This is a genomic window from Novosphingobium silvae (assembly GCF_009856825.1).
GTDB classification, from domain to species: domain Bacteria; phylum Pseudomonadota; class Alphaproteobacteria; order Sphingomonadales; family Sphingomonadaceae; genus Novosphingobium; species Novosphingobium silvae.
On record NZ_WVTD01000041.1, the window covers coordinates 1 to 12,110 of the forward strand.

The window sequence follows — 12,110 nt, forward strand, 5'->3', positions numbered from 1 at the left end:
AAACGCGCTGATCTTCGCCCTCGTCGGCCAAGTCGCAGCCGAAGCCGGCGTGCTGCTGATCATCATGTCTGCGGGGCCGGGCTGAGCGCCGTCCCGAAAAATCGACTTCGGCAGCGGGCTGTTAGAGGGATTGCGCGAGGCTATCCCAATAGCTTTATCGCAGATGAACTCGGTACCACGCCGCGCACAGTCGAGCTGGATCGAGCCAGCCTGATGGTCAAACTGGGAGCCCAAAGTTTGCCCGACTTGCTACGGATCGCGTTTGCTGTGGACCTGAACGGATCGCCTGAGGACGATCGCCATTAGGCTTCACCATCCTGCGACATCGGACGTTATGCGGATCGGCCCGTGGCGAGTTCGGCAATGATCGGACAATCCGGCCGCGCGTCGCCGTGGCAGCGTTCGGCGAGATCGACCAGCGTGTCGCGCAGCGCCGTCAGCGCTGCCGCCTTGCGCTCGAATTCCTCGGCACGGGCCAGCGCAAGCCGCTTCACCTCGCCACTCGCGCGACCCGTATCCGCCCAAAGGCCGAGCAGAGTGCGGATCTCCTCGATCGGAAACCCCAGATCGCGCGCATTGGCGATGAACCGCAGGCGATGAAGATCGCGCTCGTCATAGTCGCGATAGCCCGCACCCCGGCGCGGCGGCGCCGGGATGAGGCCTATCTTCTCATAATGGCGGATCATCCGCTCCGAGACGCCGCTCCGCCGAGACGTCTCGCCGATGTTCACAGCGCCTTCCGGTTGAGTCGCAGCGCGTTGGTGACCACGCTGACCGAGGAGAGCGCCATGGCGGCGGCCGCGATGATCGGCGAGAGCAGGATGCCGAACAGCGGATAGAGCGCGCCCGCCGCCACCGGCACGCCCGCGACATTGTAGATGAAGGCGAAGACGAGGTTCTGGCGGATGTTCGACATGGTCGCCTGGCTGAGCTTACGCGCCCGGACGATGCCGGTGAGGTCGCCCTTGAGCAGGGTCACGCCCGCGCTCTCGATGGCGACGTCGGTGCCCGAGCCCATGGCGATGCCGACATCGGCGGCGGCCAGCGCGGGGGCGTCGTTGACACCGTCGCCGGCCATGGCGACCACCCGCCCCTCGCGCTTGAACTTGGCGACCACGGCGCTTTTCTGATCGGGCAGCACCTCGGCTTCGACCTCGTCGATGCCCAGGCGCCGGGCGACCGCTTCCGCTGTCGTGCGGTTGTCGCCGGTCAGCATGACCACGCGAATACCCTCCGCCTTGAGCGCGGCGAGCGCTTCTGGCGTCGTGGCCTTCACCGGATCGGCGATGGCGAAGGCACCGCCGACGGTGCCGTCGATTCCGATGAAGATTGCGGTGGCGCCATCGCGTCGCAGTGCGTCGGCCTGGCCGGCGAGCGCCTCGGTGGCGACGCCCTCGTCGGCGAGGAACCGCGCATTGCCGAGGACGATGCGCCGCCCTTCGACCGTACCGAGCGCGCCGCGCCCGGTCGGCGAGTCGAAGTCGGTGACGTCGCTCGTGGCGATGGCGCGATCCTTCGCAGCCTCGACGATCGCCAGCGCGAGCGGATGTTCGGAAGCCCGTTCGACCGAGGCGGCAAGCCGCAGCAACTCGGCTTCGTCGAAGCCGGGCGCCGGCACGACCTGGGTGACGGCAGGGCGGCCTTCGGTCAGCGTGCCTGTCTTGTCGACGACGAGCGTGTCGACCTTCTCCATATGCTCGAGCGCTTCGGCATTCTTGATAAGGACGCCGAGTCCGGCGCCGCGGCCGACGCCCACCATGATCGACATCGGCGTGGCGAGACCCAGTGCACAGGGACAGGCGATGATCAGCACGGCGACCGCCGCCACCAGCCCATAGGCGAAGCGCGGCTCGGGGCCCCAGATACCCCAGGCGATAAACGCGACCACCGCAACCGCGATGACCACGGGCACGAACCAGCCCGACACCTGATCGGCCATGCGCTGGATCGGCGCGCGCGAGCGCTGCGCCTCGGCGACCATCTGGACAATCCGCGCAAGCATGGTGTCGCGTCCGACCTTGTCGGCGACGATCACCAGCGCACCGGTCTGGTTGAGCGTGCCGCCGATCACCGTGTCGGCCTTGGCCTTGGTGACGGGCATGGATTCACCGGTGACCATCGACTCGTCGAGCGAGGAGCGGCCGTCCTCGACTACGCCGTCGACCGGCACCTTCTCGCCCGGCCGCACGCGCAGGCGGTCGCCGACCGCGACCAGATCGAGACTGATCTCCTCTTCGCTCCCGTCGGCGGCGATCCGGCGCGCGGTCTTGGGCGCGAGGTTGAGCAGCGCCTTGATCGCGCCCGAGGTCCGCTCACGCGCGCGCAGTTCGAGCACCTGGCCGAGCAGCACGAGAACGGTGATCACCGCGGCGGCCTCGAAATAGACGGCAACCATGCCGTCCTCGCCGCGGAAGGCAGGCGGGAACAGCTGAGGCGCGAGCGTCGCGACGACGCTGTAGATCCAGGCGACCCCCGTCCCCATCGCGATCAGGGTGAACATGTTGAGGTTGCGGGTCTTGAGCGAGGCCCAGCCACGCTCGAAGAACGGCCAGCCCGCCCAGAGCACGACAGGCGTCGCCAGCACGAACTGGATCCATACCGAGGTCGACATCGGCACGAGGCGATGGATCACAGGAAACAGGTGCGCCCCCATCTCGAGGATCAGCACCGGCAGGGCCAGCACCAGGCCAACCCAGAAACGCCGCGTGAAATCGACCAGCTCGTGGCTGGGACCGCTGTCGGCGGTCACGGTCGCGGGTTCGAGCGCCATGCCGCAGATCGGACAGGACCCGGGATGGTCCTGCCGGATCTCGGGATGCATAGGGCAGGTCCAGATCGTGCCCACGGGCGCTGCGAACGGCGGTGCCGGCGGGCCGAGATAGCGCTCGGGATCGGCGATGAACTTTGCCCGGCAGCCCGCGCTGCAGAAATGATAGCGTTCACCGCCATGATCGGCATGGTGCGCGGTGGTCGCCGGATCGACGGTCATGCCACAGACCGGGTCCTTGATGCCGGTCGCCGCTTTCGCGCCGCCGTGGCCGCCGCAGCAACCGCCGCCATGCGCCGCTCCATGTGTCTCGTTCATCGCCTTGCTCCTTTCGACGCCTGACGATCTAGGGTCTGACACCGTGTCAGGGTCAATACGTAATCGCCTAAGCGGCCAAATCGGCGTACCCGGTCGCTCGGCCGGGATCAGCCAAGGTCGTTCGCAACCGTAAGGCCCTGGGCCTGCGCCGGTCGATGCGCGGTAAGCAATTCGATCGCGCCGGTGATGGTCAAGAGCCGAAACGTCTCGGCCACATGCCTGAAGCCGGCCGCCGCGATCAGGCCGGGGAGCACGCCGTCGGCGTTGGGTCGGGTATCATCGATGCCATCGAGTCGCTGCACGGTCAGGCGAAAGGCGAGCCGCATGAGACCGTGCTGGCGGCCATAATCTGCGATCACCAGGCGGCCACCCGGGCGCAGCATGGCGAACATGGCGCGCAGGGTTGCCGCCTTCTCCCTGACCGGCATCTGATGCAGCACGAGACTCGATACGACAGCGTCGGCGGTGCCCGGGGCCACGTCCCTGGCAAATCCCTGACGCCAGTCGATATCGGCCTGCCGCGCAGCGGCCTTGTGCCGCGCGATGTCGAGCGCCTCGGCATCGGGATCGAGACCGATCACCTGCGTCCTGGGCTCGGCTTGCTTGAGCATCAGCGCGAAGCTGCCGGTGCCACAGCCGACGTCGACGACCGTCTCACCGGCTTTGGGCGCCAGGGCGGCGAGCATGGCGGCACGCCACCGCTTCTCCCGCGTCCACAGGCGGATCGCGCGATCATAGTCTTTCGTCGATCCGGTCCCGAGCGGCGGGGTGTAGGATTGCATTGGCTTCTCCCAACGCGAGGCGTCCGAAACGATAAGCTACATCGACATGGGTGGCGACAGTGTCCCCAGCCAGGCGACCAGCCCGAGAATGACGATCGCAAGACCGCCTTCGACGACGAGGCTCGCGCGCAGCAGCGCCTGCGCCCGTGGCGCGTCCTCTTCCTCGATCGCCTGCGCAAGTGCCGGGGTCAGGCGATAACGGTTGAGCGCGGCCAGGCCCAGCATGCCGGCGAAGAGCAGCAGCTTGGCGATGAGCAGCAGGCCGTAGGTCGACTGCCCGAGAGACGCGATGTTGCCCGGGCCGACCAGGAACCAGCCGTTCACCGTCCCGGTCAGGATCAGCAGGGCGACGATGATCGTGCCGACGAGGGAGAAGCCCCGCAGCGCTTCCTCGGCGAGCATGACCCGGTCCATGTCTTCAGTGGCGAGATCATCGGTTGCGAGCCTGGTAAGAACCAGCGCAAGGAATGCGGCAAGCGCGCCGACCCAGGCGCCCGCGGCGAGCAGATGGATGAGATCGGCCCCCAGTTGCAGCCAGCCCGCCTCGCCTTCGCCGGCCGCGCCATGCCCGCTCCAGGCGAGGGTCGCGAGTGCGACCGCGCCTGCCAGAGTGGAGGCGATGAAGGCAGGACGGGATTGCCGGCGATAGAAGGGGATGGAGAGCAGAAGAACGAGGAGCGCGACGAGGCGCGCCTTCAGCGCCGTTCCCATGGACGTGCCGTTGAACAGCTCTGCGACCATGGAAAGATCAGGCTGGGTGAGCGGCAGCCCGGTCATGGCCGCTGCCTGCAACGCGAACCCCAGCGCCGACAGCAGGAGGGCGAGACAGGCGAGACCGGCCACCATTGCTACCATCGGCAGATGCCGCTGTACCATCCGGCCGCCGCCGGGCGCATAGAGCGCGAACAGCGGCAGGCCGAACAACAGGCCGAGATCGACGTAGAGCGCCCAGCGGACGGCGACGAGTGCCACGTCGTTCATGGCGTCACTTGACGGTAAAGGCGAGATTGCCCTGGATGCGGTGCGTGTCGGTCGAGACGACGTGCCAGGCGACCTGATAGCTGCCCGCCATGAGCGGCTTGGCGAGCGTCAGCACGAGCGTCTTGTCGCCTTCGACGGACGTCTTGAAGCCGGTTACCGCCATGCGGTGGTTGGGCATGCCGGGCATGCCGGTCATCACGATCTCGGCGCCCGACAGCTTCGGCATCAGACCTTCACTGAAGGTGAGCGTGATACGCGAAGGCGCCGAGACGCTGGCGTTCGCGGCGGGCGTCGAGGACACAAGCTTGGGATGCGCGTAGGCCGGAGCAGAAACACTCAGGCCGACGGCGGCGATAACTGCGAGAGGCGAAAAGAAACGCATTGGAACATTCTCCTGTAGATCCCATGAGACAATACGCAGCCCGAGCCCCCACCCCTCGCAATTATTCTTTTCAATCTACAGCAAGGGTTCCTGGACCATCGTGCGTATTGAAGGATGAAGACGGAGAAGCACCATGGATGAACTTGACCACCTGCTCTCGCGGTTGCGCGATGCGCCTCTCGATCCCAGGCTCGGCGGCCTGGAAAGCAGGGTCATGGCGGAAATAGCGCGCATCCGGGCCATACCAAGCCTTGGCGCTATGACGTTCGGCATCGCGGCCGCAACCGCGCTGTTCATCGGAATTGCCGGCTCGGCAGTTCCGACACGGTCTGCTGATGCCAAACCGCTATCGCCCTTCGATGCTCGGCTCGCGCTTGCGCCCTCGACGCTGCTGAGCTCGCAGTGATGCGCGACCGCCGCCGGCTCCTGCTCCTCGTCCTGGTGACCTTCGCCGCGGCGATCGCTGGCGTTGTCATTGGCCGCGTCTATGTGGTTCCAGTGCGCCCGGTCGAAAATGAGCTGCACGAGCTGCTCCATCGCGATCTGAAGCTGAATTCAGCGCAACACAGCCGACTCGAGACAATCGAGAAGAACTACGCGATCCGGCGTCAAGCGCTGGAGGCCGAATTGCGCGCCGACAATGCGCGTCTCGCGGAAGCGATCGAAGCGGAGCATGGCTATGGCCCGCAAGTCGCAACTGCGGTGGATCGCTCGCACCAGGCCATGGGCGCGCTGCAGAAAGAAACACTTGAGCATATCTTCGCGATGCGGGCCGTGCTGCGCCCGGATCAGACGGACAAATTCGACGACGCCGTGGTGAAAGCGCTGACGGCCAAATCCGAATGACCGCGTGCCTCCCCGACTGCTCGGACGGGGAGCTCGCGGCTCTGGCGCTTGGAGGCCGGCAAGCGGCCTATGGCGAGCTGGTCCGCCGGCATCAAGGTTGGGTTCACCGGCTCGTGCGCAGCCATGTCGGATCTATGGATGAGGCATTGGATGTCACCCAGGCGAGCTTCGTCGCGGCCTTTGCCGCACTCAACCGCTATGACGTAACCCGACCCTTCCAGGTCTGGATGTCCCGGATTGTCATCAACAAATGCCATGACTGGCGGCGTCGGCGAGCGGTTCGAAATTTCTTTGCCCTAGCCCTACCGCTCGGCGAGGCGGACGGCGTCGCCGACGACGCACCGCTGCCCGATCAGGCGATCGGGGCCGAACAGCAGCTCGCGCAAGCAATGAAAGCGATTGCTGCCCTGCCGTCTTCCCTCAAGGACACGCTTATTTTGCGTACGATCGACGAGAAATCGGAAGCTGAAACCGCCGAAATTCTCGGGATCAGCCAGAAGGCGGTCGAAACGCGCCTCTATCGAGCTAGGGCACGCCTTTCGGAAATATTAAAGAAAGTTTGAGGGGGATGAGGCCATGCTGCGTATTCCCAATAGGTACGCCCTCTTTCTTAAAGCTGAGACAACCGAATGATTTCTGCTCTCGACCGCCGCCAGTTCCTCCGCGGCGCGGCCCTCGCCGGCGGCGGCGCAGCATTGTCAGCCTGGCTGCCGGCCTGGGCGCAGACGATCTCGCCGGGGATGCGACCGACGCTGCCGACCGTGTCGGGCGAAGACATTACGCTCACCATCGCCCGGCAGTCGATGACCATCGACGGGCGCAAGTTCCGGGCAATCGGCCTCAACGGCACGGTCCCCGCCCCGCTGATCCGGCTGCGCGAGGGCCAGCGCGTGCGGCTCAACGTCATCAATCAGCTGGAGGAGGACAGCTCGATCCACTGGCACGGGCTGATCCTGCCGGCCAATATGGACGGTGTGCCGGGCGTGTCTTTTCCGGGCATCAAGCCGGGCTCGAACTACCTCTACCAGTTCTCCGTCGTGCAAAGCGGCACCTACTGGTACCACAGCCATTCAGGCCTGCAGGAACAGGAAGGCCATTACGGCCCGATCATCATCGATCCCGCCGGTGCCGATCCGGTCGCCTATGACCGCGAGCATGTCATCGTGCTCGCCGATCACAGCGCGCTCTCGCCGCAGGCGATCTTCCGGCGCCTCAAGGTCAACCCCGGCCATTTCAATTTCCAGCGCCAGACCCTGGCCGGGCTCCTGTCGGGCAAGGATCAGCCGCTCAAGGACCGGCTCGACTGGGGCCAGATGCGGATGGACCCGGCCGACATCTCCGATGTGACCGGATCCACCTACACCTATCTCGTCAACGGCCATGGTCCGATGGACAACTGGACCGCGCTCTTCACCCCGGGCGAACGGGTGCGGCTGCGGGTCATCAATGCGTCGGCGATGACCACCTTCAACGTCCGCATCCCCGGCCTGCCGCTGACCATCGTCCAGGCCGACGGGCAGAATGTGGTGCCGGTCACCGTCGACGAGTTCCAGATTGGTGTTGCCGAGACCTACGACGTCGTTGTCAGCCCAGGCGATGACAAGGCCTACACCCTTGTCGGCGAGGCGATCGACCGCTCGGGCATGGCGCGTGCCACGCTCGCGCCGCGCGCCGGCATGGCCGGCGAGGTTCCCCCCTTACGCAAACGGCCGCTCGCCGACATGAAGGACATGGGCATGGACATGTCCTCGATGCCGGGCATGGAAGGCATGGACATGTCGGGCGGCGCTATGCGGGGCGTCGATCCGACGGCCGAGAAGAACGCGTCCGCGCGCCTCGCGACCGGCGCGGCGGCAGCGATGGCGACCATGGACAATAGCGCCATGGCAGGCATGGATCATTCGGGGATGGATCATTCCGCGATGAGCGGGATGGACCACGGCGCGATGGGCGCCGATGGCCAGATGGCGGGCATGGACCATGGCGGGCACGCGATGGGGTCGATGAAGATGCGAGACTTCTCGAACGCGCCGCAGGTGAAGCGCGACCCGAGCGTCCAGACCATCTCGCCGATGCCCGTCGACCGCACCGGCGAGCCCGGCCAGGGCCTCGCCGACGTCGGCCACAAGGTGCTTGTCTACAGGGACCTGATGGCGCTCGATCGCAATCCGGACGTGCGCGCGCCGAGCCGCAGCATCGACATTCACCTCACCGGCAACATGGAGCGGTTCATGTGGTCGTTCGACGGCGAAAAAATGTCGGACCATCACGAGCCGATCCCCTTCATCGAAGGCGAGCGGGTGCGCGTCAATCTCATCAACGACACGATGATGGGGCATCCGATCCATATTCACGGGCATTTTTTCGAGCTGGTGACGGGGCATGGCGATCATGCGCCACGCAAGCATACGGTAATCGTCCAGCCCGGCGGCAAGGTGACCTGGGACTTCACCGCCGACGCGGTCGGCGACTGGGCCTTCCACTGTCATCTCCTCTACCACATGCATGCCGGGATGATGCGGGTCGTGAGCGTCCGTCCGAAGGGAGACGCGTAATGACCCGCATCCTCACGCCGCTGGTGAGCGCGATCGCCCTTTTCGCTGCCGCGCCCGCCTTTGCCCAGGATCATTCAATGCACGGCATGCCCGGCATGGCGCCGCCGGGCGAGGTGCCGCCGGCGCAGGAGAAGAAGAAGGACAAGGCCGCCGCCAGGCCGCGCGCTCAGACACCAGCGCCAGACGCCACCTCGGCGATGGACCATTCGCAGCACCAGGCCAGTCCTGCGCCGCAGGGAGATGCGGCCGGTCAGCCGCAACCCGCGTCTCCCGCGATGCCGGACATGCCGGGCATGGACCACTCCCAGCATCAGGACGGCGCGATGCCGGACATGCCCGGGATGGACCATTCGCAGCATGGCCAGACCGCCATGCCCGGCATGCAAATGACCGGCACGGCGCTTCCGGCCGGCAATGCGCCCCCGCCGCCTCCCCCCAGCGACCACTTCGCCGATCGTGATTTTCCCGGCGCCGAGATGGCGCGCTCACGCGACATCATGATGAAGGACAGCGGCGGCAACAATTTCGGGCAGGTGCTGCTCAACCTGTTCGAGTATCAAGCGCATAGCGGTCGCGATGGCTATCGCTGGGATGGCGAAGGCTTTTACGGCGGCGATATCAACCGGCTCTGGCTCAAGAGCGAGGGCGAAGGCGAGTTCGGCCGCGGCATCGACAGCGCGGAGGTGCAGGTGCTCTATAGCCGGGCCATCGACCCCTATTTCAATCTTCAGGGCGGTATCCGCCAGGACTTCGGCCGCGGGCCCGACCGCACTTACGCGACGGTCGGCGTCGAGGGCCTGGCTCCCGGCATGTTCGAAGTCGAAGGCGCGCTGTTCCTCTCGACCAAGGGCGATGTTCTGGGCCGGGTCGAGGGCTATTACGACCAGCGCATTACCCAGCGCCTGATCTTGCAGCCGCGCGCCGAGGTCAATTTCGCCGCGCAGGATATTCCGGAGAACGACATCGGTTCGGGGCTGGTCAACATAGAGCTCGGCGCGCGCCTGCGCTATGAGTTCAGCCGCCAGTTCGCACCCTATATCGGCGTCTCTTATCTGCGCAAAGCCGGCGACACGGCGCGGCTGTCGAGGCTTGCCGGCGAGGACGTCCATGCGACCAGCTTCGTCGCCGGCGTTCGCTTCTGGTTTTAGCATCAGGACGGCTGATGGCGGGGGCGAACAGGAGAGCGGGGCGTTACACTCATACCAAGGTCGGCCGGCGCCGAGCGAAGGAGATACGCCATGGACCATTCGTCCCACATGAACACCCGGAAGATGGGCGCCTATTGGAGCCTTGCCGTTCAGACCGTCATCAGCGGCGTCATCATGTATCTGGTGATGTTCGTCATGATCGACGGGCTCGACAGCTTCTACAACAACCTCAACATGCTCTACATGACGCTGATGATGGTCGCGCCGATGGTGGTGCTGATGATCGTCGCCATGCGGCACATGTTCGCGTCGAAAGCCGCCAACATCGCGCTGATCGCCGCGTCGCTGGTCGCCTTCTTCGGCAGCTTTGCGCTCATCCGCACCCAGACCACGATCGGCGACACGGCCTTTCTGCGCTCGATGATCCCGCATCATTCCGGGGCGATCCTGATGTGCCAGGAAGCAAAGCTCAGCGATCCGGAAGTCATCCGGCTTTGCGAAGCGATCAAGCGCTCGCAGCGGCAGGAAATCGACGAGATGAAGGCCATACTCGCGCGGCGCTGAGTGGCACGGTCGGGCTACGCCCGGATCCGTGCGCCCGGCCAGGCATGTGAGCCGGGACGATGGTCGACACGAGGCGCGGGCCGGACGAGATTGCCAGCGACGTAGCGCGGCTTGCGCCGCTGTTCCTGCGACAGGCTGGCGGCCACGTCCTGACGCTGCTCGATCCTGCCGGGATCGTGCTGAGCTATAATGAAGAAGGCGAGCGTGCCGAATGCTGGCCCCTCGATCGCGTCTTGGGACAGCCCCATGACCTGTTCTACCCGCCCGACGAGATTGCGGCCGGCCGCCCGTGCGCAGACCTGGCGGCCGCCCTTCACGAAGGCACGCTGGAGCGCGAAGCGTGGCGGGTCTGCGAGAACGGCGCGGAATATCTCGCGCGCCTGACGATCAGCGCCCTGTTCGAAGGCGACGCACATCGAGGCTTTGCCTGCATCAGTCGCGATGTCACCGACGAGGCGGCGGTCCGGGCGTCAATCGAGACCCGCGAGCAGCATCTCCAGTCGATCCTGGCGACCGTCCCCGATGCGATGATCATCATCGACGAGACCGGCGCCATCACGTCGTTCAGCGCGGCCGCCCAACGCCTGTTCGGCTATTCGGAAACCGAGCTCGTCGGCCGCAACGTCTCCTGCCTGATGCCCCAGCCCGATCGCGACCGGCACGACGAATATATCGCGCATTATCTCCAGACCGGCGAGCGCCGGATCATCGGCCTCGGCCGCGTCGTGGTCGGCCAGCGCCGCGACGGCTCGACCTTCCCGATGCAGCTGTCGGTTGGCGAGGCCGGTGAAGACGGGCAGCGGTTGTTCACCGGCTTCATCCGGGATCTCACCGCCAAGGAGCAGGATGAGCTCAGGCTCAAGGAACTGCAGGCAGAGCTGGTCCATGTCTCCCGGCTGAGCGCGATGGGCACGATGGCCTCGACCCTCGCGCATGAGCTCAACCAGCCGCTTGCCGCGGTCGCGCTCTATCTCGAGACGATCCGCGACATGCTCGACGAGCGGGACGACGAACCCTTCGTGTCGCTACGGTCGTTGATGGATGATGCGGCACAGGAAACGCTGCGGGCCGGCCATATCGTCCGGCGCCTGCGCGATTTCGTCGCCCGCGGCGAGGTCGACAAGAGCCTCCACGAGCTGCCGCGGGTCATCGCCGAGGCGAGCCAGCTCGCGCTGGTCGACGCCCGCGAGCGCGGCATCCGCAGCTTCTTTGCAGTCGATCCCGCCGCGACGCCGGTCCTCGTCGACAGGGTGCAGATCCAGCAGGTGCTGGTCAACCTGATGCGCAATGCCATCGAGGCGATGGCGGAGTGTCCGGTTCGCGACCTCAAGGTGGCGACCAGGTTGCGCCCTGACGGGCTGATCGAGGTGACCGTGGCGGATACCGGCCCCGGCATCGCCGACGAGGTCCGGGAGCAGCTCTTCACGGCGTTCAAGTCGACAAAGGCCGACGGCATGGGCCTCGGCCTTTCGATCTGCCGGACCATCATCGAAGCGCATGGGGGCCGTATCTGGATGGAGCGCCCCGACCGCGGCGGCGCGCGCTTTCATTTTACCTTGATCCATGCGCGGGCGGAGGAGGAACATGGGGGATAGACGCGTCATCCATCTGGTCGACGACGAGGAGAGCATCCGCAAGGCGGCTCTGTTGCAAACTCTGACACGGTTTCCAAGATTGGGCTCATGTACTGTCAAGGTCAGTTGCGATGAACGATTTCAAAGGACGGCATTTTACCGGCGAGGTCATCCTATGGGCGGTGCGCTGGTA

13 protein-coding genes are annotated in these 12,110 nt (G+C 65.7%); 8 read left to right on the forward strand and 5 right to left on the reverse strand.

The genetic code is table 11. The features are described 5' to 3' along the window. Positions 1-129 precede the first annotated feature (129 nt). The gene (locus GR702_RS21395) at positions 130-306 is read left to right on the forward strand and encodes a LuxR C-terminal-related transcriptional regulator (protein ID WP_337192672.1); all 177 of its coding nucleotides are present in this window, start codon (positions 130-132) and stop codon (positions 304-306) included. Between the two features lie 26 nt (positions 307-332). Here GR702_RS21395 and cueR read toward each other — a convergent pair whose 3' ends face one another. The 5 genes from cueR to copC form a co-directional block, all read right to left on the reverse strand. Next, a complete protein-coding gene (cueR, locus tag GR702_RS21400; protein WP_020820526.1) occupies positions 333-731 on the reverse strand; it encodes a Cu(I)-responsive transcriptional regulator in 399 nt (132 codons plus the stop codon). After that, positions 728-3,085 carry a heavy metal translocating P-type ATPase gene (locus GR702_RS21405; protein WP_020820525.1) on the reverse strand — a complete coding sequence of 786 codons (2,358 nt, stop codon included), beginning with the start codon at positions 3,083-3,085 and terminating at the stop codon, positions 728-730. Before GR702_RS21405 ends, cueR begins: the two co-directional genes overlap by 4 nt. Before the next feature lie 107 nt (positions 3,086-3,192). Continuing rightward, positions 3,193-3,867 carry a class I SAM-dependent methyltransferase gene (locus GR702_RS21410; protein ID WP_020820524.1) on the reverse strand — a complete coding sequence of 225 codons (675 nt, stop codon included), beginning with the start codon at positions 3,865-3,867 and terminating at the stop codon, positions 3,193-3,195. 36 nt (positions 3,868-3,903) lie between these two features. Next, positions 3,904-4,848, reverse strand: a complete 945-nt coding sequence (copD, locus tag GR702_RS21415) for a copper homeostasis membrane protein CopD (protein WP_020820523.1) — start codon at positions 4,846-4,848, stop codon at positions 3,904-3,906. A 4-nt stretch (positions 4,849-4,852) separates the two neighbouring features. Further along, the gene (gene copC, locus GR702_RS21420) at positions 4,853-5,230 is read right to left on the reverse strand and encodes a copper homeostasis periplasmic binding protein CopC (protein WP_007683372.1); all 378 of its coding nucleotides are present in this window, start codon (positions 5,228-5,230) and stop codon (positions 4,853-4,855) included. A gap of 133 nt (positions 5,231-5,363) precedes the next feature. Between copC and GR702_RS21425 the strand changes: the two genes are divergently transcribed. The 7 genes from GR702_RS21425 to GR702_RS21455 all read left to right on the forward strand — a co-directional run bounded on the left by GR702_RS21425 (position 5,364) and on the right by GR702_RS21455 (position 11,938). Next, on the forward strand, positions 5,364-5,636 hold the full coding sequence (locus GR702_RS21425; protein WP_004212738.1) for a hypothetical protein: 273 nt from the start codon (positions 5,364-5,366) through the stop codon (positions 5,634-5,636). Continuing rightward, entirely contained in the window at positions 5,636-6,076 is a 441-nt protein-coding gene (locus GR702_RS21430; protein WP_007683368.1) for a periplasmic heavy metal sensor, read from the forward strand. The genes GR702_RS21425 and GR702_RS21430 overlap by 1 nt, the downstream gene beginning before the upstream one ends. Beyond that, complete coding sequence (locus GR702_RS21435; protein WP_007683367.1) at positions 6,073-6,639, forward strand: RNA polymerase sigma factor; 567 nt, start codon at positions 6,073-6,075, stop codon at positions 6,637-6,639. Before GR702_RS21430 ends, GR702_RS21435 begins: the two co-directional genes overlap by 4 nt. A gap of 66 nt (positions 6,640-6,705) precedes the next feature. Further along, positions 6,706-8,631 carry a copper resistance system multicopper oxidase gene (locus GR702_RS21440; RefSeq protein WP_020820522.1) on the forward strand — a complete coding sequence of 642 codons (1,926 nt, stop codon included), beginning with the start codon at positions 6,706-6,708 and terminating at the stop codon, positions 8,629-8,631. Continuing rightward, on the forward strand, positions 8,631-9,779 hold the full coding sequence (locus GR702_RS21445) for a copper resistance protein B (protein WP_020820521.1): 1,149 nt from the start codon (positions 8,631-8,633) through the stop codon (positions 9,777-9,779). The genes GR702_RS21440 and GR702_RS21445 overlap by 1 nt, the downstream gene beginning before the upstream one ends. A gap of 90 nt (positions 9,780-9,869) precedes the next feature. Then, entirely contained in the window at positions 9,870-10,343 is a 474-nt protein-coding gene (locus tag GR702_RS21450) for a DUF305 domain-containing protein (RefSeq protein WP_004212732.1), read from the forward strand. Positions 10,344-10,402: 59 nt separating this feature from the next. Continuing rightward, positions 10,403-11,938, forward strand: a complete 1,536-nt coding sequence (locus GR702_RS21455) for a PAS domain-containing sensor histidine kinase (RefSeq protein WP_020820520.1) — start codon at positions 10,403-10,405, stop codon at positions 11,936-11,938. Positions 11,939-12,110: the final 172 nt, after the last annotated feature.

Bases quoted from the DNA above. Each gene is read 5' to 3' on its own strand.
- GR702_RS21405 (WP_020820525.1), bottom strand. From the start codon at position 3,085: ATGAACGAGACACATGGAGCGGCGCATGGCGGCGGTTGCTGCGGCGGC.
- GR702_RS21410 (WP_020820524.1), bottom strand. From the start codon at position 3,867: ATGCAATCCTACACCCCGCCGCTCGGGACCGGATCGACGAAAGACTAT.
- copD (WP_020820523.1), bottom strand. From the start codon at position 4,848: ATGAACGACGTGGCACTCGTCGCCGTCCGCTGGGCGCTCTACGTCGAT.
- copC (WP_007683372.1), bottom strand. From the start codon at position 5,230: ATGCGTTTCTTTTCGCCTCTCGCAGTTATCGCCGCCGTCGGCCTGAGT.
- GR702_RS21425 (WP_004212738.1), top strand. From the start codon at position 5,364: ATGGATGAACTTGACCACCTGCTCTCGCGGTTGCGCGATGCGCCTCTC.
- GR702_RS21430 (WP_007683368.1), top strand. From the start codon at position 5,636: ATGCGCGACCGCCGCCGGCTCCTGCTCCTCGTCCTGGTGACCTTCGCC.
- GR702_RS21435 (WP_007683367.1), top strand. From the start codon at position 6,073: ATGACCGCGTGCCTCCCCGACTGCTCGGACGGGGAGCTCGCGGCTCTG.
- GR702_RS21440 (WP_020820522.1), top strand. From the start codon at position 6,706: ATGATTTCTGCTCTCGACCGCCGCCAGTTCCTCCGCGGCGCGGCCCTC.
- GR702_RS21445 (WP_020820521.1), top strand. From the start codon at position 8,631: ATGACCCGCATCCTCACGCCGCTGGTGAGCGCGATCGCCCTTTTCGCT.
- GR702_RS21450 (WP_004212732.1), top strand. From the start codon at position 9,870: ATGGACCATTCGTCCCACATGAACACCCGGAAGATGGGCGCCTATTGG.
- GR702_RS21455 (WP_020820520.1), top strand. From the start codon at position 10,403: ATGGTCGACACGAGGCGCGGGCCGGACGAGATTGCCAGCGACGTAGCG.